The 24559-nt window shown below is 66.4% G+C and carries 23 protein-coding genes and 2 pseudogenes; 12 read left to right on the top strand and 13 right to left on the bottom strand.

All coding sequences use genetic code 11. The features are described from left to right. Window positions 1-56: 56 nt before the first annotated feature. From E5P2_RS38395 to E5P2_RS38390, 4 genes and pseudogenes are all read right to left on the bottom strand, one after another. A pseudogene (locus tag E5P2_RS38395) lies at window positions 57-203 on the bottom strand (PIN domain-containing protein); the annotation flags it as partial. A gap of 136 nt (window positions 204-339) precedes the next feature. Beyond that, the gene (locus E5P2_RS26195; RefSeq protein WP_162570008.1) at window positions 340-930 is read right to left on the bottom strand and encodes an undecaprenyl-diphosphatase; all 591 of its coding nucleotides are present in this window, start codon (window positions 928-930) and stop codon (window positions 340-342) included. Window positions 931-1079: 149 nt separating this feature from the next. Then, on the bottom strand, window positions 1080-1280 hold the full coding sequence (locus tag E5P2_RS26190; protein ID WP_162570007.1) for a hypothetical protein: 201 nt from the start codon (window positions 1278-1280) through the stop codon (window positions 1080-1082). A gap of 426 nt (window positions 1281-1706) precedes the next feature. Further along, window positions 1707-2111 (bottom strand): annotated as a pseudogene (locus E5P2_RS38390) (IS110-like element ISCARN28 family transposase); the annotation flags it as partial. 101 nt (window positions 2112-2212) lie between these two features. On the opposite strand from E5P2_RS38390, the gene E5P2_RS26180 reads away from it, so the two are divergent. Next, the gene (locus E5P2_RS26180) at window positions 2213-3427 is read left to right on the top strand and encodes an MFS transporter (RefSeq protein ID WP_162570006.1); all 1215 of its coding nucleotides are present in this window, start codon (window positions 2213-2215) and stop codon (window positions 3425-3427) included. Window positions 3428-3591: 164 nt separating this feature from the next. Here E5P2_RS26180 and tnpB read toward each other — a convergent pair whose 3' ends face one another. Then, window positions 3592-4005: an IS66 family insertion sequence element accessory protein TnpB gene (tnpB, locus tag E5P2_RS26175; RefSeq protein ID WP_162570005.1), complete on the bottom strand. Its 414-nt coding sequence runs from the start codon at window positions 4003-4005 to the stop codon at window positions 3592-3594. A 381-nt stretch (window positions 4006-4386) separates the two neighbouring features. Between tnpB and E5P2_RS26170 the strand changes: the two genes are divergently transcribed. Beyond that, a complete protein-coding gene (locus E5P2_RS26170) occupies window positions 4387-4872 on the top strand; it encodes a DinB family protein (RefSeq protein ID WP_162570004.1) in 486 nt (161 codons plus the stop codon). Continuing rightward, complete coding sequence (locus E5P2_RS26165; RefSeq protein ID WP_162570003.1) at window positions 4838-5563, top strand: protein-S-isoprenylcysteine O-methyltransferase; 726 nt, start codon at window positions 4838-4840, stop codon at window positions 5561-5563. Before E5P2_RS26170 ends, E5P2_RS26165 begins: the two co-directional genes overlap by 35 nt. Before the next feature lie 96 nt (window positions 5564-5659). On the opposite strand, the gene E5P2_RS26160 is transcribed toward E5P2_RS26165, so the two are convergent. Further along, complete coding sequence (locus E5P2_RS26160; RefSeq protein WP_162570002.1) at window positions 5660-6283, bottom strand: TetR/AcrR family transcriptional regulator; 624 nt, start codon at window positions 6281-6283, stop codon at window positions 5660-5662. A 145-nt stretch (window positions 6284-6428) separates the two neighbouring features. On the opposite strand from E5P2_RS26160, the gene E5P2_RS26155 reads away from it, so the two are divergent. Continuing rightward, a complete protein-coding gene (locus E5P2_RS26155; protein ID WP_162570001.1) occupies window positions 6429-7541 on the top strand; it encodes an NADH:flavin oxidoreductase/NADH oxidase in 1113 nt (370 codons plus the stop codon). A 42-nt stretch (window positions 7542-7583) separates the two neighbouring features. Here E5P2_RS26155 and atpE read toward each other — a convergent pair whose 3' ends face one another. Continuing rightward, window positions 7584-7829: a F0F1 ATP synthase subunit C gene (atpE, locus tag E5P2_RS26150; RefSeq protein WP_162570000.1), complete on the bottom strand. Its 246-nt coding sequence runs from the start codon at window positions 7827-7829 to the stop codon at window positions 7584-7586. Between the two features lie 155 nt (window positions 7830-7984). Between atpE and E5P2_RS26145 the strand changes: the two genes are divergently transcribed. The 3 genes from E5P2_RS26145 (at window position 7985) to E5P2_RS26135 (ending at window position 10786) form a co-directional block, all read left to right on the top strand. Beyond that, window positions 7985-8602, top strand: coding sequence for a TetR/AcrR family transcriptional regulator (locus E5P2_RS26145; RefSeq protein ID WP_162569999.1), 618 nt, complete (start codon window positions 7985-7987; stop codon window positions 8600-8602). A gap of 175 nt (window positions 8603-8777) precedes the next feature. Beyond that, complete coding sequence (locus E5P2_RS26140; RefSeq protein WP_162569998.1) at window positions 8778-9524, top strand: SDR family NAD(P)-dependent oxidoreductase; 747 nt, start codon at window positions 8778-8780, stop codon at window positions 9522-9524. Between the two features lie 23 nt (window positions 9525-9547). Then, complete coding sequence (locus E5P2_RS26135; protein WP_162569997.1) at window positions 9548-10786, top strand: MFS transporter; 1239 nt, start codon at window positions 9548-9550, stop codon at window positions 10784-10786. 19 nt (window positions 10787-10805) lie between these two features. Here the strand turns inward: E5P2_RS26135 and E5P2_RS26130 are convergent, their stop codons facing one another. Genes E5P2_RS26130 through E5P2_RS26120 form a run of 3 tightly spaced genes read right to left on the bottom strand, consistent with a single transcriptional unit; the run spans window position 10806 to window position 14817 of the window. After that, window positions 10806-13130: a hybrid sensor histidine kinase/response regulator gene (locus E5P2_RS26130; protein WP_162569996.1), complete on the bottom strand. Its 2325-nt coding sequence runs from the start codon at window positions 13128-13130 to the stop codon at window positions 10806-10808. Then, a complete protein-coding gene (locus tag E5P2_RS26125; protein WP_162569995.1) occupies window positions 13127-14101 on the bottom strand; it encodes an ABC transporter substrate-binding protein in 975 nt (324 codons plus the stop codon). The genes E5P2_RS26130 and E5P2_RS26125 overlap by 4 nt, the downstream gene beginning before the upstream one ends. 5 nt (window positions 14102-14106) lie before the next feature. Continuing rightward, the gene (locus tag E5P2_RS26120; RefSeq protein ID WP_162569994.1) at window positions 14107-14817 is read right to left on the bottom strand and encodes a response regulator; all 711 of its coding nucleotides are present in this window, start codon (window positions 14815-14817) and stop codon (window positions 14107-14109) included. A 189-nt stretch (window positions 14818-15006) separates the two neighbouring features. On the opposite strand from E5P2_RS26120, the gene E5P2_RS26115 reads away from it, so the two are divergent. From E5P2_RS26115 to E5P2_RS26100, 4 genes are read left to right on the top strand one after another with little or no spacing between them, the layout of a single operon-like run. Then, window positions 15007-16455, top strand: a complete 1449-nt coding sequence (locus E5P2_RS26115; RefSeq protein WP_162569993.1) for an FAD-binding oxidoreductase — start codon at window positions 15007-15009, stop codon at window positions 16453-16455. Then, a complete protein-coding gene (locus E5P2_RS26110; RefSeq protein WP_162569992.1) occupies window positions 16452-17798 on the top strand; it encodes a tetratricopeptide repeat protein in 1347 nt (448 codons plus the stop codon). The genes E5P2_RS26115 and E5P2_RS26110 overlap by 4 nt, the downstream gene beginning before the upstream one ends. Before the next feature lies 1 nt (window position 17799). Then, window positions 17800-18021 carry a hypothetical protein gene (locus E5P2_RS26105; protein ID WP_162569991.1) on the top strand — a complete coding sequence of 74 codons (222 nt, stop codon included), beginning with the start codon at window positions 17800-17802 and terminating at the stop codon, window positions 18019-18021. A gap of 14 nt (window positions 18022-18035) precedes the next feature. Beyond that, window positions 18036-18269, top strand: a complete 234-nt coding sequence (locus E5P2_RS26100) for a hypothetical protein (RefSeq protein WP_162569990.1) — start codon at window positions 18036-18038, stop codon at window positions 18267-18269. On the opposite strand, the gene uvrA is transcribed toward E5P2_RS26100, so the two are convergent. After that, window positions 18242-21265: an excinuclease ABC subunit UvrA gene (gene uvrA, locus E5P2_RS26095; RefSeq protein ID WP_162569989.1), complete on the bottom strand. Its 3024-nt coding sequence runs from the start codon at window positions 21263-21265 to the stop codon at window positions 18242-18244. The two genes, E5P2_RS26100 and uvrA, sit on opposite strands and share 28 nt — an antisense overlap. 266 nt (window positions 21266-21531) lie before the next feature. Between uvrA and E5P2_RS26090 the strand changes: the two genes are divergently transcribed. Beyond that, a complete protein-coding gene (locus E5P2_RS26090; RefSeq protein ID WP_232080854.1) occupies window positions 21532-22584 on the top strand; it encodes a DNA methyltransferase in 1053 nt (350 codons plus the stop codon). Here E5P2_RS26090 and E5P2_RS26085 read toward each other — a convergent pair. Next, window positions 22572-23174: a hypothetical protein gene (locus E5P2_RS26085; protein ID WP_162569987.1), complete on the bottom strand. Its 603-nt coding sequence runs from the start codon at window positions 23172-23174 to the stop codon at window positions 22572-22574. The two genes, E5P2_RS26090 and E5P2_RS26085, sit on opposite strands and share 13 nt — an antisense overlap. Then, window positions 23128-24546 (bottom strand): chloride channel protein, encoded by a 1419-nt coding sequence (locus E5P2_RS26080; protein WP_162569986.1) that lies wholly within the window; start codon window positions 24544-24546, stop codon window positions 23128-23130. Before E5P2_RS26080 ends, E5P2_RS26085 begins: the two co-directional genes overlap by 47 nt. Window positions 24547-24559 lie beyond the last annotated feature (13 nt).

Below are 24559 nucleotides of genomic sequence, written 5' to 3'. Positions count from 1 at the left end.
CTCACCATCGCCCCAATGCGATAAGGCTGGAGCACCGCCTCGAACTTGGGGTAGCGACTGGCCCGCCGCAGCTCATCCAGCCGGGTCGCCGAGGTCACGATTTCGAAGCGCGCAGCGCGCCAGGCGCGGTAAGTCGTATCGGGCGGGCCATGCGGCGAGATGAGTGCGCTGAGCAGAACGTTCGTGTCCAGGGCAACGCGCATCAGTGCTGACGCGAGCGCGCCCACTCCACCGCCTCGGCGACGATGGCATACACGTCGCCCTTGAGCTCGTTCGGCGTGTCGCGGGCCTGCAGCAACAGGGGGCGCTTGAAAGCAGAAGGCGCGCTGATCGAGGCGCTTACTCGCGATGCAGGAAATGGAGCACAGCGCTTTCACAGGCATCGTAGAGCTTCAACAGCGCCGCCATTTGCTTTTCGAGTCGGGCACTCAGCCCCCATGCTGCAGCGGCGCCGAGTGCGGCCACGGGCAGTGCAGCGGCGACATCGAAGGGAAAGTGAACGCCCAGGTAGACCCGGGCCCAACCCACCAGCAGGCCGATCGTCAACAGCGGGAACACCAGCCAGGATCCTCGCGCCGAGCTCAGCGTGGCCAGCGCGATGGCCCATATCAGCATGACGTGGTCGCTGGGGAGGCCTGGGTCGTCCACGTGCGCCAGGTACTGGTAGCCCATGTGAAGTGCGAACGGCCGCGGCGAGGGCCATGCCAAGCCTATGAGCTGCGCGATGCCGAGTGCGATCAGCCCCGACAACGCGACGTGCAGCAGATCGAGGCGCATGCGATGGTCGCCGCGTAGCCAGAGCAGGGCCGCGACGACGGGTAGCGCCATGATCAGCCACTGCGCGGTAAAGCGCGCGAACGCCAGCATCAGCGGCGCGGGCTGCGCCCCCGCGTTGAGGAGTTCGAACAGGTGTGCGTTGCTGAGGATCATGTCGAGTCGGATCCTCGGTGATCCCTGCTTAAGAACGACTTAAGTCGCACACGCTCATCGATCCATGGCTGGCCGGGCAGCGCATCGAAAATGAACCTTTAAGGTGGGAACGCGAACGACACGCGCCGCGTGATGCTGGGCAATCGCGCTCACGATCGCAAGCCCCAGGCCGCTGCCCGGCGCACCGGATGCCCGGCGGCCTTCTTCACCGCGAAAGAATCGATCCGGCAGTCCGGCGGCGTGTAGCGGATCGCATGGCCCACCAGGTTGTCCAGCTGTTCGTGTCCACCGCCCCGCCCAGTGAAGCGTTTGTGACTGACATCGGCGATTTCGCCCTTCTTTCGGAGCATCCCGTGAGCATGAATCGACCTGGGTTTGTCAAACTGATCTTCTCGGTTTCCGTCGCCGCCGTTACCCTCTCGGCGGCCGGTTGGGCCAACGCCGAGGTGAGTTGGTCCATCGGCGTCGGCGGTCCTGTTTACTACGAGCCGGCTCCCGTGTATTCGAATCCGCCGCCCGTCTACTATCAACCCGCGCCCCCTGCGTATTACGCCCCCCCTCCGCCCGTCTACTACGATCCGCAACCGGCGTATTACGCGCCGCCTCGGCCGGCCGAGTACGAGCCTGGTTACTGGCAGGGGCCGCCCCCTGCAGAGCAACCCAGGCTCAGCGATATGCAGCGGCGCGCTCTGGACAATTGCTCCATGTTGTCATGGCGTGATCAACCAAGGTGCCGTGCGACCGTGATGTCGACCGTCCGGTAGGCGTTTGTGCGCGAGTGCCGCACCCAATCGCTGCACTCGTTCATGTGCGGCCTGTGCAGCCAACGGGTACTCGGTCAGCGCGATCGGGTCCGCCGGGTGATCGAGGCGCTGCCGGGTGATCCAGCGCTCGTGCAGCCCGGTCCAGGAGGTCTTGCCCGGATAGCGTCGTTCATGTCGCAGCAAGAAGGCCTTGAGTTGCCGACGAGCCTTCAGACGCAAGTTGACTAGCTCGCCCGCTCGGCGCGGCACCAGCGAAGGCGCGATGACCTCGCAACGGTAGCCCTGTGCGCTTAACGCGCGATACAGCCCATAGCCCGCCGGCCCGGCCTCGCAGACCACGCTGACTTGCCCTGGCGGGCCGTACTTGCGCAACGCCTTGAGCACCACAAACCGGCTCGGCGCCTCTCGGAGGACGCAATCCACGATACCGGAGACGAGCCCTCCGCGGCCTATCGAGCGACCATGATGTCTAGAGCCGCCTACAGCGCCAGCCGATGGTTGAGCGGCGACAATTCTTCATGACCCAGCCAACTTCATCAACATTGCGGCAAATTCCCGCCGGCGTCTGGGTACTAGGCTTTGTCAGCATGCTGATGGACATCTCCTCCGAGATGATTCACAGCCTGCTTCCCATGTTCATGGTCACGTCGCTCGGCACCAGTGTCCTTGCCGTCGGGCTCGTTGAAGGACTGGCTGAATCGACCGCGCTCATCGTCAAGGTCTTCTCTGGCTCCTTGAGTGACTACCTCGGCAAACGCAAGGGGCTGGCCGTGGCGGGGTACGCCCTCGGCGCTGTCAGCAAGCCGCTTTTTGCCATGGCGACAAGCTTTGGTGCAGTGGTCACCGGTCGCCTGCTGGATCGCGTTGGAAAGGGAGTTCGAGGTGCGCCGCGCGACGCAATGGTGGCTGACCTCGCGCCCAAGCACGTGCGAGGAGCCGCATTCGGCCTGAGGCAATCGCTCGACACAGTCGGCGCGTTCATCGGGCCGCTTGTCGCTGTCGGCCTGATGCTGCTGTGGGCGAACGACTTCAGAGCAGTATTTTGGGTGGCGACCGTTCCCGCCTTCCTGGCCGTGGCGCTTCTGTTGTTTGGACTGCACGAGCCGAAGCGCGACCGGTCCCAGGCGAGACCTAACCCCATTCGCCGAGAGAACCTCAAAACGCTCCCCGGCGCGTATTGGTGGGTGGTTGGTGTCGGCGCCGTTTTCACGTTGGCAAGGTTCAGCGAGGCATTTCTCGTCTTGCGGGCACAGCAGACCGGCATCCCTGCGGCTTTGGTCCCCCTGGTGATGGTTGCCATGAGCATGGTCTACGCAGCGTCCGCCTACCCGTTTGGGAAACTGGCCGACGCGATGAATCACCGCAGGCTCTTGGGCGTTGGGCTCGTCGTGCTTCTTGCGGCGGACCTTGTTCTCGCCTCCGGCATGAGCTGGATTGCATTGTTCAGCGGTGTCGCCCTGTGGGGCGTCCACATGGGCATGACGCAAGGCCTGCTTGCCACCATGGTTGCCGACACTTCGCCAGAGGATTTGCGCGGCACCGCGTATGGGATGTTCAATCTTGTCAGCGGCCTCGCAATGCTCTTCGCAAGCACATTCGCGGGCGTCCTCTGGGACGCTTTCGGAGCGGCATCGACCTTCTATGCTGGCGCAGGCTTTTGCTTGGCGGCGCTTTTTGTCTTGGGCTGGCAGCCCGGTCATGGCTCTGAGCCCGCCTATACAAGGGAACGATAGTTCGCAGGGTCCAGCGCAACGAAGGCGCTACCGCTGCATTCTCGAACGCATGTTCCGTCGCCACTTCCATCGCTGCATGACCGCGTTCGCAGTGGTCCTGTCGCTGCTGCTCTCGCAGCCGGCGCTGGCCAACTACGTCTGCCCTGGCGCGACCGACGCAATGGTCATGGCAAAAAGGATGGCTGTCTGTAAACCATGTGACGGCATGGACTCGGCGCAACCAGCCCGAGCACCAGAGCGTCGAACTGCGCCTGGCTGAGTACCCTATTGGTCAGCGAGGCTCGCACGAAGCCGCCCAGGTGAAGGCGACGGGCACACAGCCAGATGCCGATGCCGTCATGCACGAGTACCTTGAGCCGATCGCTCCGGCGGTTGGCGAACACGTAGGCGTGGCGCGGATGAGCGGCTCCGAACACCGCCACGACCCGACCCAAGGCGGTGTTGGTCCCGGCTCGCATGTCCATTGGCTCGACCGACAGCCACCGCGCGTCAGCTCGGATCACTTGAGAACCTCGCGCATCCAGGTAGCGAATTCTGCTGCGGCGCTCATCGGCCAGATGACCGAGAGCAGGCCTCAATGAGCTTGGCCTTGAACTCGGCGCTGTGCTTGCGCCTGCGGCGGCGGCCAGCCGCGCTCAAAACGGAAGTGTCCACGTGTCACGAAGTCCAGTGGAGTAGAGCCTCCTATGACACTTCGTCGAGATCAAGATGACTTGGCCGGACAGATACCGATGACGTCTTGCAGATCGAAATGCGAGCAGTGAGAGGGATGCTTGCGTGTCTCGTCAGGTGGCTCGCGCACCATGCCAGCGTTCCGAATGCGAGTAGAAAATACGAGTGTTCGCTCGTATTATTTCTGCACGCAACGCACTTGAACAGGAGTAGCTATGAGCGCCGGGAAAATCTCATTGACAGGACGGATCCGTGGAGCGGGTCCCCATCACGCAGGAGCACCCCTCGTGCTCCGTCAACCTTACGCACAGCTTGTTGCCATGAAGCGATGGGCCGATAGCGGTCTCTACGAAGCGGCGAACCGGAATCTCGACCAGCTGAGCCCGGAGGATGCCTCCATCATGTTTCGCATCCTGGACCATATCCATGTGGTCGACAGAATCTTCCAGCATCACCTGCAAGGATTGCCTCATGCGTTTCGCGCGGCGCGGTCCGAAGAGATGCCGGAACTCCAGACACTCGCGAATAGCACGCGGGAAGTCGACGACTGGTACGTCTCTTATGTGAGCAGCCTCGAAGAGAACGATTTTGAGCAGCCGATCGACTTCGTCTTCACCAGCGGAAAGCCCGCCCGCATGACGCGAGGTGAAATCATTCTGCATGTATGCCTGCACGGAAACTATCACCGAGGCAATGCCGGCGCCGTTCTTCAATTGAAAGGCATCATCCCGAGCCGGGATGGAATCACGGACTTTCTCGAAGCCGCGACCTGAATGCGATGAGCAGATTCATACGCAAAGACAATCAACCGTGCCGTCCACACTTTCAATCATCGTCTTCTTCATGGGCATATCCGCCTATGTGGCTAGACGCACAGCGTTCAAGCTCAGGTTGCCATCGAGTGAAAAGTCGGTGAGCAATGCCACCATCGTGGATAAGTCGCTGGTGGTGTTCGTCGGCTGGTGCCAGGTCGGGATTCCGCTGGTGGTCGCCGCTTCTCCCGCTTTCAGCTCGGCGAACTACCATCTTCCGGCATTCTCGATCTGGCCCGGCACCTCTCTCATGGCAGCGGGCATATGGCTTTTCTGGCGTTCGCATGCGGGCCTCGGGAAGAATTGGTCCGTGACCTTGGAATTGGCGCAGGATCACCAGTTGATCACTCGGGGCGTATACAGAAAGATTCGCCACCCAATGTATGCCTCCTTCTTTCTCATGGCCTTGGCCCAGGTGGCGCTGCTGCCCAACTGGGTTTCAGGTGGGGCCGCGCTCGTTGCGGTCTTGATTCTTTACTGGGTGCGAAAGCCTCGAGAGGACGCAAGTCTGATCACCGCGCAGCTTGATGATGTGATCTCGCAACAGGCCTGCACATCATGCACCTCGGTACCGACGACATCGAGAAAGTGCGCGAAGCCTATGTCGCCCACGGTCAGCCCCTATCCGAAGTCTCGCACTTGCAGCAGATGATCGATACGCCGAATGGAAAGCTGGTCGTCTCTCCAGAGGAAGCCTGTGGCAGCGCAGTGATATTTGAAGCAGCGTGAGTTCTTCCGGGGAGCACGACTATTGGAGATAGCCGACCACGAGGCGCGCAGTCTCGTCGCCAAGCGTTCTCAACGCCTTGTCGGAGAGCATTTCAGCGCGGTGCAGCACGGCAGTATGGGCCAGCGCTTCGATGGCCGTCACACACACAAAGGCCGCAAGTTCGAAGTCGGTCACGCGGAGCTCGGCACGGTGAGTCTTGAGATAGGTCACGAAAAAGGAATGGCTTTCACGATTGAAGCCTGCTGCATTCTCAAGGCGTCCCGTGCGCGGGATCTGCTCTGCAAGGACGCGATGCAGCTTGGGGTCGATGCGATGCGCCTCGATGGCCACGGCGACAAGCCTGCGCACCGCCTTCTCTACCGGCTGCGAGGCGACTTCCTCCATGGCGGCACGGGCGATTCGCGCAATGTCCTGATTGTGGCGATCGATGACGGCCGCAACGAGTGCCTCTTTGCTGGGGTAGTACTGGTAGAGCGAGCCAATGCTCACGCCCGCTTCCGCGGCGATCCGATTGGTACTGGCCTTGTCGAAGCCCTCCTTGACCAAAATGCGACTTGTCGCTTCAACCAGCGCGTCGACGGTCGCGCGCGATCTCTCTTGAGAGGCGTGCTTCCTGGGTTTTGTCAGTGCCCTGCGTGCCATGTCGACGTTCCAAAAGGGAATGAACAATGCGAGTTATCGCTCGGATTTTATTCTGGAATCGGTGCCCATCGTCCCCTCAAGCCCCTTCACAAGCACACCCCACGAACCCCCGATATAAGTCCTCCTTCCCCACCAAGCCCACGCCATGAGCGCCCTCTTCACCCCACACAGCCTCGGCCCACTCACCCTCCGCAACCGCATCATGGTCTCCCCCATGTGCCAATACTCGGCCGAGGAGGGCAGCGCCACCGACTGGCACATGATCCATTTGGGCCAGCTCGCGCTCTCCGGCGCAGGCCTGCTGGTCATCGAAGCCACCGCCGTCGAAGCCATCGGCCGCATCACCCTCGGTGACCTCGGCCTCTATTCGGACGACAACGAAGCCGCGCTGGCTCGTGTGCTGGCAGCGATCCGTCGCCACTCGCACATCCCCGTCGCCCTCCAGCTCGGCCACGCAGGGCGCAAGGCCTCCAGCCACGCGCCCTGGGATGGCGGCCAGTGCCTCGCACCCAATGAAGGTGCATGGCAGACGGTCGCGTCATCCGCGCTGCCGCATGCGCCGGGCGAGCCCGTACCGCTCGCGCTCGATGCCGCCGGCCTCGCGCGCATCAAGGCGGCCTTCGCGCGCGCAGCGCAGCGCGCGGTGGCGCTCGGCATCGACGCGATCGAACTGCATGGGGCGCACGGCTATCTGCTGCACGAGTTCCTGTCGCCGATCGCCAACCAGCGCGCCGATGCCTATGGGGGTTCGCTGGAGAACCGCATGCGCTTTCCGTTGGAAGTGTTCGACGCGGTGCGCGCGGTCGTGCCGGAGCGCATCCCGGTCGGCGTGCGCGTCTCGGGCACCGATTGGGTCGAGGGCGGATGGGACATCGAACAGACGGTGGCCTTCGGACGCGCGCTGGCCGCGCGCGGCTGTGCTTTCATCGATGCGTCCTCGGGCGGCGTGTCGCCGCTGCAGAAGATTCCGCTCGGACCGGGCTACCAGGTGGCGCTGGCCGAGCGCATCAAGGCCGAGGTGGGGCTGCCGACCATCGCGGTCGGGCTCATCACCGAGCCGAAGCAGGCCGAAGCGATCGTGGCCGAAGGGCGCGCCGACATGGTGGCGCTCGGCCGCGCGATCCTGTTCGAGCCGCACTGGCCGTGGCGCGCGGCGGCCGAGCTCGGCGGGCAGGTCGAGGCGCCGCCCCAGTACTGGCGCTCGCAGCCGCGCGAGCTGAAGGCGCTGTTCGGCGATGCGCGCATCGGCATGCGCTGATCGTTCCATCGATGTGAGCTGACGTGACGCGCCCGCGGCTCGTCAGCCCTTGAAGGGGTTGGCCGTCGCGAACCACAGGCCGATGCCGGTCGCGATGATGAAGGCGCCGTCGGTCACGCCGGCGATCAGGAAGAACAGCGTCTGCAGCGTGTCCTTGAGCTCCGGCTGCCGCGCGGTGCCTTCGAGCAGTCGCGCGCCGACGATGCCGATGCCGATGCAGGAGCCCACGGCAGCGATGCCGATCAGGAGGCCGACGGCGAGTGGGAGGATGTCGAAACCGTTCGTCATGAGGGTGTGCTTTCTGGTTGCTACCGGAACCCCTGCGGTGCCGGCTTGGGTCCACTGTCGTCCAGGGGGCGCGCGGGGTCGATGACCTGTGGGGTCATGGCCTGATGGCGCCGGACTGGGCTTGACAATCCAATACGGACGACTATATTGATTTCATGCCCAAGCATTCCCACCGAGAAAAGATCCTCACGGAAGGCCTCAAGGTCGTCCATGCGCACGGCTTTGCCAATGCCAGCGTGCGCGACATCGTGCGGGCGGCCGGGGTGCCGCAGGGCTCGTTCACCAACCACTTCGAGTCGAAAGAGGCCTTCGGCCTCGAGGTGATCGAGCTCTACCGCTCCCGCAACGCCGAGACGATTCAGCAGACGCTGCGCAACGACGCCCTGCCGCCGCTGCAGCGCCTGCGGGCCTACATCGACGCCGCCAAGGACCGGCTGAACCGCGACCAGATGCGCAACGGCTGCCTGTACGGCAACTTCACTGCCGAGGCCTCCGACCACAGCGAGCGGATCCGGCAGCGCCTGCTCGAGGTGTTCGGTGAGGTGAGGTTGGCGCTCGCTTACTGTTTGCGGGCGGCTGTCAAGGCTGGTGAACTTTCGCCTGGCCTCGACTGCGACGAGGTGGCGGCCTTCATCGTGTCGTCGATGCAGGGCGCCAACCTGCTCTCCAAGGCCGAGCGCAGCACGGTACCGGTGGAGCGCTTCAAGGAAATCCTGTTCACGATGGTGCTGCGCCGCACCGGCTCGGCCGAGCCGCTGGCCGACTGCGGCTGATCCGGGAAGCCGGCCGCCGCTGCCGGATCGTTCGACCGGCGCTGCCGGCCTTGCCCCCAACCGAATCCGTTTCGTAAAAGTCTGCGGTCCGAGCTTGACTTATTTAATACGTTCGTCCATATTTAGTACCCCGGCAGTCAGCCCAGGCCGCAACGATCCCGCGAAGGAAATCACCATGTCCGCTCCCGTCGTCCTCATCACCGGCGCTCTCACGGGCATCGGCCGTGCCACCGCATTGGCCTTTGCGCGCGAGGGCGCCCGCCTCGTCGTCTCGGGCCGCCGCGAGGGAGCCGGCGAGGCGCTCGCCGCCGAGTTGCGCGCGCTCGGCAACGAGGCCGAGTTCGTGCGCGCCGACGTGCGCTCGGAGGCTGAAGTCCAGCAGCTCGTCGACCGCACGGTGGCGCGCTTCGGCCGGCTCGACGTGGCGGTCAACAACGCCGGCACCGAAGGCACTCCCGGCGCGCTGACGGCGCAATCCGCCGAGACCTATGCCGCCACCTTCGACACCAACGTGCTCGGCACGCTGCTGAGCCTCAAGCACGAGCTGCGTGTGATGCTGGCGCAGCGGAGCGGCAGCATCATCAACCTCTCGTCGACCATGGGCACCCGTGGTGTCGCGGGCGCGTCGCTCTACGTCGCCAGCAAGCACGCGGTCGAGGGCCTGACCAAGTCCGCGGCGCTCGAAGGCGCGGCCGTGGGCGTGCGCGTGAATGCGGTCGCGCCCGGCCCGGTGGACACCGACATGCTGAACCGCTTCACCGGCAATGCCGACCGGATGGCGAACCTGATCGCGGGCGTGCCCGCCAAGCGCGCCGGCAAGCCCGAGGAAATCGCGCAGACCATCGTCTTCCTCGCCTCCGACAAGGCAGGTTTCATCACCGGCCAGATCGTCGGCGTCAACGGCGGCAAGACGGCGCTGTGAGCGCCGACCAAGGAACCCGGACCATGACAACGCTCGCCACTGCCGGCACCTCGTTCACCCTCGGCCGCCGGGCCAGCTTCTGGGTCTCGGCCGCCGTCGTCGGCCACACCCTCTGGACCAGCGCCGCGCCGGCGTGCACCTATCCGCTCTACGCCGCGCAATGGCATCTGACGCCGACGGTGATCACCTCGATCTTCGCCGTCTATCCGATCACGGTGGTGGCGGCCTTGCTGCTGTTCGGCAACCTGTCCGACCAGATCGGGCGCCGCGCGACGATGCTGCTCGGCCTTGCCGCTTCGCTGCTGGGCGTGTTGCTGTTCGCTGCCGCGCCGAGCGTGGCGTGGATCTTCATCGGGCGCTTCTTCATGGGCGTCGGCGTCGGCCTGTCGACCAGTCCGGCCACCGCGGCGCTGGTGGAGTTCAGCGCGGCCGGTCAGTCGGAACGAGCCAATGCGGTCGCGACCATCGCGACCGCGGTCGGGCTCGCGGCCGCAACGCTGATCGGTGGCGGGCTGATCCAGTACGCGCCGTTCCCGACCCATCTGAATTTCTGGGTGCTCTTCGCAGTCCTCGCCATGCTGTTCGGCGCCACCTGGCTCCTGCCGCGGCATGCCGCGATCGACGGTGCCGCGCGCTGGCGGCCGGGCGCTGTGAGCGTGCCCAAGAGCATCCGCTGGCCCTTCGCGATTTCCGCGGTCGCCGTGACGGGCGGCTATGCGTTGGGCGCGCTGTTCCTGTCGCTCGGTACGCAGGTCGCGCACGACCTCATCGGCTCCGCCAACGCGCTCGTCAACGGCGCGGCCATCGCGCTCTTCGCAACGGTCACCGGCGCGGTGACGCTCGCCGCGAAGCGGCTCTCGGCCAACGCGAGCATCGTGCTCGGCGGGCTCTCATCGGCCACTGGCATGGGGTTGCTCGCACTGTCGGCCAACAACCATTCGCTGCCGGTCTTCTTGGTCGGACTCGCGTTCGGCGGCGCAGCCTACAGCCTGCAGTTCCGCGGTGGCTTGACGATGATCAATGCCAGTGCATCGCCCGCCCACCGCGCCGGTACGCTGTCGGCGATCTTCCTGATCGGCTATTTGCTGATGGGCGCGATCGCGATGGCGCTCGGCATCTCGGCCACCGCGTGGGGGCTGCGCGCCGCGATCGATGTCGGCGCGCCCGGGATCGGGCTGATCGGCCTGCTGGGCGTCGTGCTCGTGGCCTGGAACGTCAGGCTGCCTGTGCGCGCGCCGGTCGCTGCACCGTGCTTGCGATAGGTGCGACGCGGCGATTCGCTCAACAGTTCTCGACGGCCGCCACTTCGGCCACAACGCGACGCACGTCGCTGGGCAGGAAGGGCTTCTCGATCACCGGCCGGCCGCTTTCCTGAACGAAGTCGTTCAATGCCGCGGACAGGGTGTCGCCGGTCACGAACACGACACGCTCGGCCTGCCGCGGCCAGCGGCGCTCGATCTCCCTGTACAGGCCGCGTCCGTCGAGATCGGGCATGCGCATGTCGGTGAGGATCACGTCGTAGTGCTCCTGCGCCATGCGTTCCAGCGCGTCGTGCGCGGATTCGACGGCGACGACGCGGTGCTGCGCGCCGATCAGGATCTGGGCCAGCGTCTCGCGGATCTCCGTCTCGTCATCGACGATCAGGATTCTGCGCAATTTCGCTTTCGCAGTGGGTGAGGGCACGGCACCGATGCCGCTCGCGTGCACGGGCCCGATGGGCAGCGCCACCGTGAACACGGCGCCACCGCCCGGCGGACACTCGACCGTGAGTTCGCCGCCATGCGCCTCGACGATGCCGAGGCTGACGGCCAGTCCCACGCCGGTGCCGATGCCCGTGGGCTTGGTGGTGAAGTAGGGTTCGAACACGCGGACACGCAGCGGCTCCGGAATGCCGGGCCCGTTGTCCGAGACCGTGACGCAGACCCGCCCGGCCGCTCGATCGTGGCGCGTGCGCAGCAGGACGCGGCGCGGCCCGGGCTGGTTCTGCAAGGCCTGCTGCGCGTTGATGAGCAGGTTGAGCAGCACTTGGTGCAGCTGGTCGGCATCGGCGAGGATCGGCGGAAGGTCGTCGCACGGATCGAGCACCACCTCGACGCCGCTCGTGCGCATCGCATACGCGGCCATGTCCAGGGCCGCGCTCACCACGTCGTTCATCGCCACCGGTCCGCGTTCGGGCGGTTGCTGGCGGGCCATGCCGAGGAAGGTGCGCACGATGCGGGCGCATCGCTCCGCCGCGACGCGGATCTTGGTCGCCATCGCCCGTGCGCCGGCATCGCCCTGTTCCTCCAGCAGCACCGCGCGCGCCACCACCACGGCCAGCGGGTTGTTGAGCTCGTGCGCCACGCCGGCCAGCAGTGAACCGAGCGCGGCCAGCTTCTCGCGTTGATAGAGGGCTTCGCGCTGCCGTGCCAGTTCCTCCGCGGATCGCTTCTTCTCGGTGATGTCGGTGGAGATGGCGCACACCGCGTAGGCCGTGCCGTCGGCATCGTGCAGCGGGAACTTGATCGAGATGTAGGTGTGCAGGCCGTCGTCGAGCGGCGCGGTCTCCTCGAACTCGATCGGGCCGTTCCGCTCCAGCACCGCCAGGTCGTTCGTTCGCAGGGCCTGGGCGCTGATCTCCGGCAGCACCTCGTCGACGGTGCGGCCGAGCACCTCGGCCTGCCGCAGATGGAACAGATGTTCCCATTGCCGATTGACGAACAGGAACCGACCCTGCGTGTCCTTGACCGAGACGACCGAGGTCGTGTTGTTGAGGATCTGCTGCAGCCGGGCTTCGCTGTTCTGCAGCGCCTGCTGCACGCGCGCCCTCGCGGCGATGTCGTGGTGCAATCGGGTCTGCGTGTCGGCGACTTTCTCTGCCATCGCATCGAAGGCGCGACTCAGCCGGCCCAGTTCGTCGTTGCCACGCAGGCGGCTGCGTGCCGACAGGTTGCCGGCGGCGAGTTGCTCCGCGGCATGCACCAGCCGCGCGGTGCGGCGGGTCAGCAGGAAGTGAAACACGAGCCACATGGTCAAGGCCAATGCGGTCACGCATCCTCCCCAATAGAGCGACTGCTGAATGACCTGCGCGCGCGCCTCGGCCCTGGGCCCCGCGAGGTCGGAGGCCAGGAACAGGCTGCCGCGTTGCGAAGGACGCAACTCCGCGCGCCCGGGGCTTCCCATCAGGATGCCGGCGTAGGCGAGCAGCTCGGTGCCGGTCGGGTCCTGCGTCACTCGCGCGCGATGCTCGCGGATGGCGCCCGCGGCCTGGCCGAAATCGAAGGCCGGCAGGACCTCCGCGACCGGCCTGCCGAGCCATGCCCTTCGCGTCGCGGCGACGACGATGTTGTGTTCGTTCGTCAGCACAGCGAAGACGATGTCATGGTTGTGTGCCAGCACCGCGATCTCGTGCTGCGCGGTGACCAGGTCGCCCTTGAGCGAGAGGTACTCCAGCGTGCTCTGCAGGCGCGACATCTCCTGCGTGATCCGCTCCCGGCTGCGATCCTCGGTGGCGCGCTCGGCCTGGGGGACGTGGTAGAGAAGAATGAAAGTGCTCAGTGCCGCGGCGAAGCCGAGCAGGATCAGCGGCACCGTGAACTTGAGCGAGGTCGACACGCGCAGCTTCACGGCGGCAGGCCTTCCAGCGGCGCGGGTGCCAGCACTTCCTCGATCTTCAAGCCGACGGGCAGCAGCTTCGCCTGCAGCATCAGGTCCATGAGCCGGCGTCCGGCCGGCACCAGTTCCGGTGTCGCGCCGCCGATCATCTTCAGGTTCTCCTCGCGCGACGGGATGTGCAGGCCACGCAGGCCCGCGAGATACTGCTCGCCCGTGGTCTGCTGCCGGATGCCCATCCGCCGGGCCGCATCGGCGGGCTCGCGCTGGAGGTAGTCGATGGCCTTGAACCAGCCGACCAGCAGCGTCTGCACGGTCTTGGATTGCTTGTCGAGCACGCTCTGCCGCACCACCACCATGTCGACGATTTCTCCCGGGATCCGGGTGCTGTCGAAGAGCGTCGCGCCGCCGTTCTGAAGCAATTGGGCGCGGTACGGATCGAAGGTCACCGCGCCATCCACCTGCCCTTTCTCGAAGGCGCTGGGCTGCTCGTTCGATTCCATCTGCACGACCGTGATATCGCTCGCCTGCATGCCGTTGAGCGCCAGCGCCCGGCTCAGCACGAACGCGCCGAGCGCGCCGCTCTCCACCGCGACGCGCTTGCCCTGCAGGTCCTTCATCGTTTTCATGCCGGCGCGGCCCACGATCGCATCGGCACCGTTCGACACATCGACCACCAGAATCGCGCGCGGCATCATGCCTTCCACCGCGAGCCCGAACAGCTCGTCCAGGCTGATCACCATGCCGTCGATAGCCTGGTTGCGAAACGCGCGCAGGACTTCGCTGGCCGACGGGTACTCCAGCAGCTGGACCGTCTTGGGCGCCAGGTAGCCGAGCTCTCGCGCCAGGTAGAGCGGTTCGCTGCCGATCCATACGTTGGTGCCGATGCGCAGCGCGGGTTCGGGCTCGCGCACGCAGCCCGCCAACACGAGCGCGATGCCTGCGAGTGCGCACGAAAGCAGTGTGCGGCGCAGCCAGGTCTTCATGGTGTTCACTCCCCGTTCGGCAGGAAGACATAGCCGGCGTTGCGCATCGTCCGGATGTACTTCGGATGCTCGGGATCCGGCTCGACCTTCTTGCGCAGACGCATGATGCGCAGGTCCACGCTGCGGTCGAACGGTGCCCATTCGCGCTGCCCGGTCGAATCCAGGATCCGTTCGCGCGAGAGCGGGCGGTTCGGATGTTCGGCCAACGCCTTCAGCAGGTCGAACTCGAGCGGCGACATCGGCACTTCGGTCCCTTCCGGGTCCGTGAGGCGATGCGCTGCCAGATCGAGCACGCAGCGGCCGATCCGCACGCGCTCGGCGCCCAGTTCGGCGCGGCGTGACAGTGAAGTGCGGCGCAGCACGCTGCGGACGCGCGCGAGCAGCTCACGCGGATCGAAGGGCTTGGACACGTAATCGTCGGCGCCCATCTCGAGGCCCACGATGCGGTCCACCACCGTGTCGGCCGAGGTCAGCATCACGATCGCGACCTGCGCATAGCGCTCGCGCAGATGGCGCGCCAGGCTCAGGCCGTCCTCGCCGGGCATGTGGATGTCCACCAGCGCCAGATCGATCAGATGCTCGGCCGCGAGCGATCGCGCGGCGTCGGCGCTGGCGGCGCCGATGGCGTCATAGCCATGCGATACGAAGTACTCGACGATGACTTCGCGGATCTCCTGCTCGTCGTCCACGACCAGGATCTGGGCCTTCGGGTTCATGAACCCTCCTCTTCCTCGCTCACTCTCCCTGGTGACTTGAAAGGGTAGATCGATACGGGGCCGTCGTGCACGGCGCAGGCAGCGCGTGAAACAAACGAAACAAGAAAGGCGCGCCGCTGATGCAAGGCGAACGCACGTGCTTTTCAGAATCGATTCCGTCCCGAAACCACTTTCACCGAGGAGCACACCATGCAATCGCTGTCTTACCTTACGCTGGAAAAGAAGGCCCAGCAAGTCCCGCAATCCGTCGTCGACACCTTCGCGCTGAAGATCAGCGGCGGCCTGCTGCGACGCGGCGACCCGGCCTACGACGAAGCGCGCCGGGTCTGGAACGCCACCGTCGACCGCCATCCCGCATTGATCGCGCGCTGCCTGAGCACCAGCGATGTCCAGGCCGGCGTGCGCTTCGCCGCGACCCATCGCATGCTCCTGAGCGTGCGCGGCGGGGGTCATCACATCGCCGGCAATGCGGTGGCGGAGGGTGGCCTGATGCTGGACCTGTCGGGCATGTCCGCCGTCAGCATCGACGCCGCGGCCCGTACCGCGCGTGTCGGCCCGGGCGCCCTGCTGCGCGATGTCGATCGCGAAGCGCAGGCCCATGGTCTGGCCACGCCGCTGGGCATCAACTCGACCACCGGCGCGGCCGGCCTCACGCTCGGCGGCGGCTTCGGCTGGCTGAGCCGCCGCCACGGCATGACCATCGACAACCTGCTGAGCGCCACGGTGGTGACGGCCGATGGCGCCGAGCACGCGGTCTCGCCGAGCGCGGAGCCCGATCTGTTCTGGGCCTTGCGCGGCGGCGGCGGCAACTTCGGTGTCGTCACCTCGTTCGAGCTGCAATTGCATCCGGTCGGGCCCGAGGTCTACGCCGGTCTGGTGGTCTATCCGTTCGCACAGGCGCGGCAGGTGCTGCGCGCATGGCCCGACTTCAGCGCCGGCGCGCCCGAAGCACTGAGCGTGTGGACGGTGATGCGCAAGGCGCCGCCGCTGCCCTTCATTCCGGCGTCGGCGCATGGCACCGAGGTCGTGATCTTCCCGCTGGTCTACAGCGGCGACATCGCGCAAGGCGAACGCGCCGCGGCACCGGTGCTGCAGTTCGGCACGCCGCTGGCATCGCATCTCGGGCCGACACCGTATGCGGCTTTCCAGGGCGCTTTCGATCCGCTGCTCACGCCGGGCGGCCGCAACTACTGGAAGTCCAACAACTTCAGCGCGCTGAGCGATGCGGCGCTCGACGTCATCATGGCCGCCGCGGCGCGTCTGCCCGGACCCGAGTGCGAGGTCTTCGTGGCCCAACTGGGCGGTGCGATGTCGCGCGTCGATCCGGCAGCCACGGCCTTCGTCGGCCGCGACGCGCGCTTCATCATGAACGTGCACGGCCGCTGGTCCGATGCACGGGACGACGAGCGGGTGCGCGCCTGGGCGCGCCAGGCCTTCGAGGACGCCGCGCCGCACGCGACCGGTAGCGGCTACGTCAACTTCCTGACCGAGGACGAGGCCGAGCGCGTGGCCGCGAGCTACGGCAGCAACTACCCGCGCCTGCAGGCGCTCAAGCAGCGCTACGACCCGGGCAACCTGTTCCGCATGAACCTGAACATCGTGCCGGCGGGTGGTGCGCAGCGGGAGGTCGCGTCATGAGCGAACTCGATTCGCGTGGCCTCGCCATCTCGGGCGCCACGCCGGCCGCACTGGCGTTGTACGAAGGCGCGCTGGCCGCGACGCTGGCCTGGCGCAGCGGCGCCAGCACGCCGCTCGAGCAGGCGATGGCGCAGGCGCCGGCGTTCGTGATGCCGCACATCCTGCAGGCCTACACGCTGTTGTGCAGCCGCGATCCGAAGCGTGTGCGCTCGGCACAGGCGGTGCTGGAGCACGCGGCCGTCCTTCCGGCCAACGAGCGCGAGGCCACCCACCTGGCGGCGATCGCCGGTGTGCTGGCGGACGATTACGACTTCGCGCGGGACACGCTCGCGGAGCTGCTGCGCCAGCATCCGCACGATGCGTTGGCCCTGCATGCGGCGCATGCCTTCGACTACCTGACCGGCGACACCGAGCGCCTGAGCCGCCGCGTCGCGGAGGTGCTGCCGGCCTGGTCGGACGGCATGCCCGGCCACCACGCGGTGCTGTCGATGCACGCCTTCGGTCTCGTGGAGTGCGGAGACTGCGAAGGTGCCGAAAGCGTCGCCCGTGCGGCGCTGGCATCGAACCCGCTCGACGCGCGGGCGCACCACGTGATGGCGCATGTCTTCGAGATGACCGGCCGTGCCGCTGCGGGCGTGCGCTGGATGGACGCGCACCGGGCCTGCTGGTCCGAGGACAGCGTCGTCGCCACGCATTGCTGGTGGCACCTGGCGTTGTTCCTGATCGAGGTGGGCCGCGTCGACGATGCGCTGGCGATCTACGACCAGCGCGTGAGGCCCGGCCGGCCCGGCGGGGTCGCCGATCTCATCGATGCGTCCGCGCTGCTGTGGCGTCTGCAGCTTCGCGGCCACGATGTGGGTGTGCGCTGGGAAGAACTCGCGCAGGCCTGGTCGCCGCGCATCGACGATGCGTTCTGCAGCTTCACCGATCTGCACGCGATGCTGGCCTTCGTCGGTGCGGGTGACGAGGCCAGCGCACGGCGCATGGAGCGTTTCCTGGCGGTCCGCGAATCGTTGCCGACGCGTCACGGCAAGACCACGCGCTTGCTGGGCCTGCCGGCCTGCCGCGCGCTGATGGCCTTCGGCCGCGGCGACCACGCGCGCGCGATCAACCTGCTCGCCGGCCTGCCGGCCTGGGTCCATCGCCTGGGCGGCAGCCATGCGCAGCGCGACGTGCTGCACCTGACTTTGCTCCATGCCATCGAACAGGTCCGCCGTCCGATCCGGCTGCCCGGCCGCGTGGATTCGAACCCAAGACCCGGAGTGCGCCGCCTGCCCGCGATCCCTATCGTGATCGCATCGAAGCCCATCCATGTGGCGGCCCGGTCCGCGTCAGGAGAATGACATGTCCTCTTCATTGAACCGTATCGCTCGCACCCTTCCATCCGCACTCGAATTCGAATGGCCTGCGCGCGCATGGCGTCGCCTCTCGGACGCGTGGGTTGCCCTGCATCGGCGCGCCCTTGCCCGGCGCGACCTGCGTTCGATCGATGAACGCACGCTGCGCGACATCGGCCTTTCGCATCGCGCCGCCGCCGAGTGGCCGCGCATCCGTGACGAGTGGTGAGGCAGGAGACGCTCATGACACCCATTCATCCGGAAGCGACGCAGACCGATGCGGCCGAGCCGTCGCATCCCGACGCCCGCACCGAGCTGCGCGATGCGCTGGTGGCGATCGCGATCACCGTTGCCGGTGTGGCGAGCGCGGTGGCGATGGTCGTCATCCCGCAGCGCCTTCCTTCTCCGGAGCAGGTGCCGATCGTGTGCAAGAGCAGCGCCGGCGAGTCTCAGGCCGGCAGCAGCCGCTTCAGATAGCGCCCCGTGTGGCTCGCCTCGGTGGCCGCGATGGCTTCCGGCGTGCCGACGCCCACCACCGTGCCGCCGCCGGCACCGCCTTCGGGACCCATGTCGATGACCCAGTCGGCGGTCTTGATGACGTCGAGGTTGTGCTCGATCACCACGATCGTGTTGCCCGCATCGCGCAGCTGGTGCAGCACCTTCAGCAGCAGCTCGATGTCGGCGAAGTGCAGGCCGGTGGTCGGCTCGTCGAGGATGTAGAGCGTGCGGCCGGTGTCGCGCTTGCTGAGTTCCAGCGCGAGCTTGACGCGCTGCGCCTCGCCGCCCGACAGCGTGGTCGCGGCCTGGCCCAGCTTGATGTAGCTCAGGCCGACATCCAGCAGCGTGCGCAGCTTGCGCTCGATGGTCGGCACGGCCTTCAGGAAATCGTGCGCGGTCTCGACCGTCATGTCGAGGATCTGCGCGATGTTGCGGCCCTTGTACTGGACCTCCAGCGTCTCGCGGTTGTAGCGCTGGCCGTGGCACACCTCGCAGGGCACGTAGACGTCGGGCAGGAAATGCATCTCGACCTTCACCACGCCGTCGCCCTGGCAGGCCTCGCAGCGGCCGCCGGCCACGTTGAAGCTGAAGCGCCCCGGCCCGTAGCCGCGTTCACGCGCGGTGTGGGTCTCGGCCATCAGCTCGCGGATCGGCGTGAACAGGCCGGTGTAGGTGGCCGGGTTGCTGCGCGGCGTGCGGCCGATCGGCGACTGGTCGACGTTGATGACCTTGTCGAAATACTCGATGCCCTCGATCGCCTCGTGCGCGGCCGGCTCCTCGTGCGCGCGGTAGAGCGTGCGCGCGACGGCGCTGTAGAGCGTGTCGTTGACCAGCGTCGACTTGCCCGAGCCGGAGACGCCGGTCACGCAGGTCAGCAGGCCGACCGGGAACGCGACGTTGACGTCCTTGAGGTTGTTGCCGCTGGCACCGATGACGCGGATCTCCTGCAGGTCGGTCTGCGAGGCCAGGTGCGCGGCCTCGCGCGCGGCGCGCCGCTCGGCCGCGGGACTCTGCGGAAAGCGCGAAGCCTTCTTGCCCTCGTTGAACGCGGGCTTCGCGACCACCGGCAGCCAGGGCGTGCGGCGCGCCGGCACCGCGATCTTCTTCGTGCCCGAAAGGTACTGGCCGGTCAGTGAATCCGCGTTGGCCGCCACTTCGGCATACGTGCCCTGCGCCATCACCTGGCCGCCGTGCACGCCGGCGCCCGGACCCATGTCGATCACGTGGTCGGCTGCATGGATCATGTCCTCGTCGTGCTCGACCACGATCACGCTGTTGCCGATGTCGCGCAGATGCCGCAGCGTGCCGATCAGCCGGTCGTTGTCGCGCTGGTGCAGCCCGATGCTCGGCTCGTCGAGCACGTACATCACGCCGGTCAGGCCGGAGCCGATCTGCGAAGCCAGCCGGATGCGCTGCGCCTCGCCGCCCGACAGCGTCTCGGCGCTGCGGTCCAGGCTCAGGTAGTTGAGGCCGACGTCGTTGAGGAACTTGAGCCGAAGGCCGATCTCGCGCACCACCTTGTCGGCGATCTCGGCCTTGGCGCCGCGCAGCTTGAGGCCCTGGAAATAGGCCAGGCTCTCGCGCAGCGTCACGCGGCTGATCTCGTAGATCGCCATGCGTTGCGGCTCGGGGCCGGACTCGTCGATCAGGAACACGTTGCGCGCTTCGGGCTTGAGCCGCGTACCGTCGCAGTCGGGGCAGGGCTGCATGTTGCGAAAGCGCGAGAGGTCTTCGCGCACCATCGCCGAATCGGTTTCGCGGTAACGCCGCGCCATGTTCGGGATGATCCCTTCGAAGGGATGCTTGCGGATCAGCTTCTTGCCGGCCTGCTGGCCGCTGTCCATCACGTAGCTGAACTTGATCTCTTCCGCCGCCGAGCCGTGCAGCACGGTCTGCTGCGCCGAGGCAGGCAGTTCCTCGAAAGGCGTGTCGAGGTCGAACTTGTAGTGTTTGGCCACGCTCTCCAGCATGCTGAAGTAATAGCCGTTGCGCCGGTCCCAGCCCTTGATCGCGCCGCTCGCGAGGCTCAGCGTGGGGAAGGCCACCACGCGCGCCGGATCGAAGAACTCGCGATGCCCGAGGCCGTCGCAGCTCGGGCAGGCGCCGACCGGCGAGTTGAAGGAGAACAGCCGCGGCTCGAGCTCGGCGATCGCGTAGTGGCAGATCGGGCAGGCGAACTTGGCGTTGAACAAATGCTCCTTCGTGCTGCCGTCCTCGTGCATCTCGAGCGCGATCGCGCGGCCCTCGGCCAGGCGCAGCGCGTTCTCGAAGCTCTCGGCCAGCCGCTGCTGCATGTCGGGGCGCGCGCGCAGGCGGTCGATCACCACGTCGATGTCGTGCTTCTCGGTCTTCTTGAGCTTGGGCAGGTCGTTGTATTCGAAGGTCTCGCCGTCGACGCGGAAGCGCACATAGCCGGCGGCCTGCATCTCGGCGAAGAGTTCGAGGAACTCGCCCTTCTTCTCGCGCGCGACCGGCGCCAGGATCAAGAGGCGCGGCTCGTCGGACAGCGCGATCGTGGCGTCGACCATCTGGCTCACCGTCTGCGCCTGCAGCGGCAGGTGGTGGATCGGGCAGTAGGGCGTGCCGGCGCGCGCATACAGGAGGCGCAGGTAGTCGTGGATCTCGGTCACCGTGCCCACGGTGGAGCGCGGGTTGTGGCTGGTCGCCTTCTGCTCGATGCTGATCGCGGGCGACAGGCCCTCGATGACGTCGACGTCGGGCTTGTCCATCAACTGCAGGAACTGGCGCGCGTAGGCCGACAGGCTCTCGACGTAGCGGCGCTGGCCCTCGGCATAGAGCGTGTCGAAGGCCAGGCTCGACTTGCCCGAGCCCGACAGGCCGGTGATCACCACCAGCTTGTTGCGCGGAATGTCGAGGTCGACGTTCTTGAGGTTGTGCGTGCGTGCGCCGCGGATGCTGATGCGCTGCTGCGCGAGCACGGCGCCGAGGTAGGCATCGTCGGTGGGGGAATTCACGGGGCGGTCGGTTCTGGGCAACCGAGCATGATAAGTCCCCGGGGATTTCAGGGCACGCGGGGGTTGGGGCCCGTAGTGATTGTTCGTGCCCCTCGAAAGAGCGGCCTTGCTCGTCTAGCCAGACGTCTGGACGTCTACAATCCACACTTCATCAAATGGATGGAGTTCCACAAGTGCGCAGACGACCGGGCGAAGTGAGGGATGCGATTGTCAGCGCATTGGAGGGCCGAAACGGCGGGGCAAGCGTTCAACAGATTACCCGGGACGTGAGCGCATTGATCGGGGAGGTCGCACCGTCCTCGATTCGCTCATACCTTCAGTTGAATACGCCGGCATTGTTTGCTCGCATGGAGCGGGCGCAGTATGCCCTTGCGGGGTTCGATGCCGCACCGCGTGACGCTGCGCCGTCTCCCCCGCCGACTTGCTTCCAATTCGGGGGCGCGACACTCTATCTGAACGACTGCATGACGTGGCTCGGCGTCCAGCCTCCCAACTCGGTTCACGCTGTGGTGACGGATCCCCCCTATGGGCTCCTGGAATACACGCCGACTGAACAAGCCAAGCTGAGGGAAGGCAGAGGCGGCGTCTGGCGGATTCCTCCGAGCTTTGACGGTTCCCAGCGCGCGCCCTTGCCTCGCTTCACCGTTCTGAAGCCATCGGAACTCCTGGAACTCGAGAGATTCTTCCTGGCCTGGGGCCGAGACCTGATGCGTGTGCTCGTCCCAGGCGCCAACGTCGTCGTCGCCAGCAATCCGTTGCTGTCTTATCTGGTGTCCGGGGCATTGAGCCGTTCAGGACTGGAGCGCCGTGGCGAAATCGTCCGTCTGGTGATGACCATGCGAGGCGGCGACCGACCCAAGGCGGCGCATGTCGAATTCGATGGCGTGAGCGTCATGCCTCGGTCCATGTGGGAGCCCTGGCTGATGTTTCGCAAGCCGCTCGACGGGCGAGTTCAGGACAACCTGCGCAAATGGGGAACGGGCGGATTTCGCCGCATTTCTTCCGGCAGGCCATTTGGTGACGTGATCGAATCCGCACCTACGCGTGCCTCCGAGAGAAAGCATGCGCCCCACCCAAGCCTCAAGCCGCAAGCTTTTCTTCGAAAACTCGTCCGTGGCGTCTTGCCCCTGGGTCAGGGTGTCGTCCTGGATCCCTTTGCCGGGGCCGCATCGACCTTGGCTGCCGCCGAGGCTGTTGGCTATGAAAGTATCGGTATCGAACGGGATCCAAGCTACTTCAAGATCGCAACGGCAGCGCTACCGAAACTCGCTGCATTGACCATCGCGGAAGACAGCGAGCGACGCAGTCAGGCGCGATAGATCCAGTTTTTTCGAAGATTGGCGATGCCTTCTGCGTGCAGTGTTGCAGTGCGCGTACCCAACTCGCCTCGAGCGTTCTTTCTGAAGTCCGCAATGCGCACTTCGCCGAGATAAATCTCGGTAAAGGCAAGTGGCGATCGATCGATCGCCGGTTCGGTCTTGTCGTCGACCGCATACACGAAGACGCACATCCATTGATTTCGTGCGCCATGTGTGTCGACCGCTCCGCCGCGTTTTCTTGTCGTTTTGATCTCGACGCCTTGTTCTCCTGCCTTGGCCGCATTGCCCGCGTAGTGCCCACGCACCACGAGGTCCGGATGGCCATTGAAGTATTCATTCACCGTCAGCGTGCGTGAGTGCTTGGCCAGACTTGCGGTCAGCATGTCGGACAAAAGACCCGACATGATCGCCGGCCGCAGCATGTCGTCGAGTCGATCGAGACCTTTCGCAGCCAGATTGGAGTTCACGTCAAAGAAGAAGTCGTAGACGTCCTGCGTTGCCGACAGAAAATCCTGGATCCGCAATTGAAATGGAAGCGCCAGCTCATGGTTGAGCTTCGTTGGATCGAGGCGGTTGCACGTGACCGGCATGAGCTGAGTCGTGTGAAGTTGACGCGCTGGATTCTGACACGCTGATGGATTCTGTCGCGGGCTTTGAAATCGCATTCGCCACCAGGTACTGCGACAGCGTCTCGTACAGCGGCCGCCCGATCATGCGCGACACCAGGCTGGCCAGCATCGCGCAGGCCATCAGGCTCAGCACCATCGAATGGCCGTCGACCATTTCCATCACGATGATGAAGGCGGTCAGCGGCGCCTGCGTCACGGCGGCCAGGAAGCCGGCCATGCCGAGCGCGATCAGTGCCGGGCCGAGCGTGGGGCCTGCGAGCTGCGCGATGGCGTCACCGATGCCCGCGCCGATCGACAGCGCCGGCGCGAACAGGCCGCCTGGCACGCCGCACCAGGCCGTGATCCAGGTGGCGATGAACTTGAGCAGCGTGTAGAGCGGCGTCAGCTCGTCATGGCCCGCGAGCATGCGCTTGACGGCTTCCGAGCCGGCGCCGAAGGTCACGCCGCCGGTGGCCAGGCCGATGATCGCGACCGCGAGCCCGCCGGCCGCGGCGAAGCGGATCGGCCAGCGCGCGCGCCAGCGGTTCAGCCGCCCCGGCGCGCCGGTCAGCGAGGCGACGAAGAGCCGCGAGAAGATACCGCCCGCGGCGCCGCTCGCCAGCGCCACCAGCAGCCCCGGCGCGAGCAGTTCCCAGCCGGTGCGCGGGACCTTGATCACGCCGAAATAGCTCAGGTTGCCGAACACCGAGACGGCGACCAGGCCGGCCAGCACGATGGCCGTGATGATCAGCCCGCTGGCACGCGACTCGAGCTGGCCCGCCAGCTCCTCGATCGCGAACAGCACGCCGGCCAGTGGCGCGTTGAAGGCCGCCGCGATGCCGGCCGCGCCGCCCGCCAGCAGCAGCGCGCGCGCATCGATCGTCGTGGCCGGCGAGAGCCAGCGGCGCGCATGCTGCATCACGCCGGCCGCGACCTGCACCGCCGGCCCTTCGCGGCCGATCGAGAGTCCCGCCGCGAAGCCGGCCACCGCCAGGCCGATCTTGGCCACCGTGAGCCGCAGCGAGACCATCAGCCAGCGCCGCTCGGGCGGCATGGCCGGGTCCAGCGCCGCCTTGACCTGCGGGATGCCCGAGCCGCTGGCGCCGGGAAACCAGCGCCGCGTGGCCCAGGCGATGCCGGCCGTCACGGCCGGGGTCCAGACCAGCACGGCCCAGGGCCAGCGCTCGAAGCCCTGCTGGAAGCGATCGAAGACCCAGGTGGTCGACAGGCTCAGCGCGACCACGAACAGGCCCGCGGCCGCCGCGTAGGCCAGCACGATGGCGCGGTCGAGCCAGATGCGGCCGCTCGACAGTTCGGCACGGAGGTTCTCGAGGAAGTCGGGTTCGCGGTTCATGGTCACAGGGGCC

Origin of the sequence: Variovorax sp. SRS16 (assembly GCF_901827165.1) — a bacterium.
In the GTDB taxonomy this organism is placed as follows: domain Bacteria; phylum Pseudomonadota; class Gammaproteobacteria; order Burkholderiales; family Burkholderiaceae_C; genus Variovorax.
The sequence above is the reverse complement of the archived record's forward strand: the minus strand, read 5'-3'. Positions and strand labels throughout refer to the sequence as shown.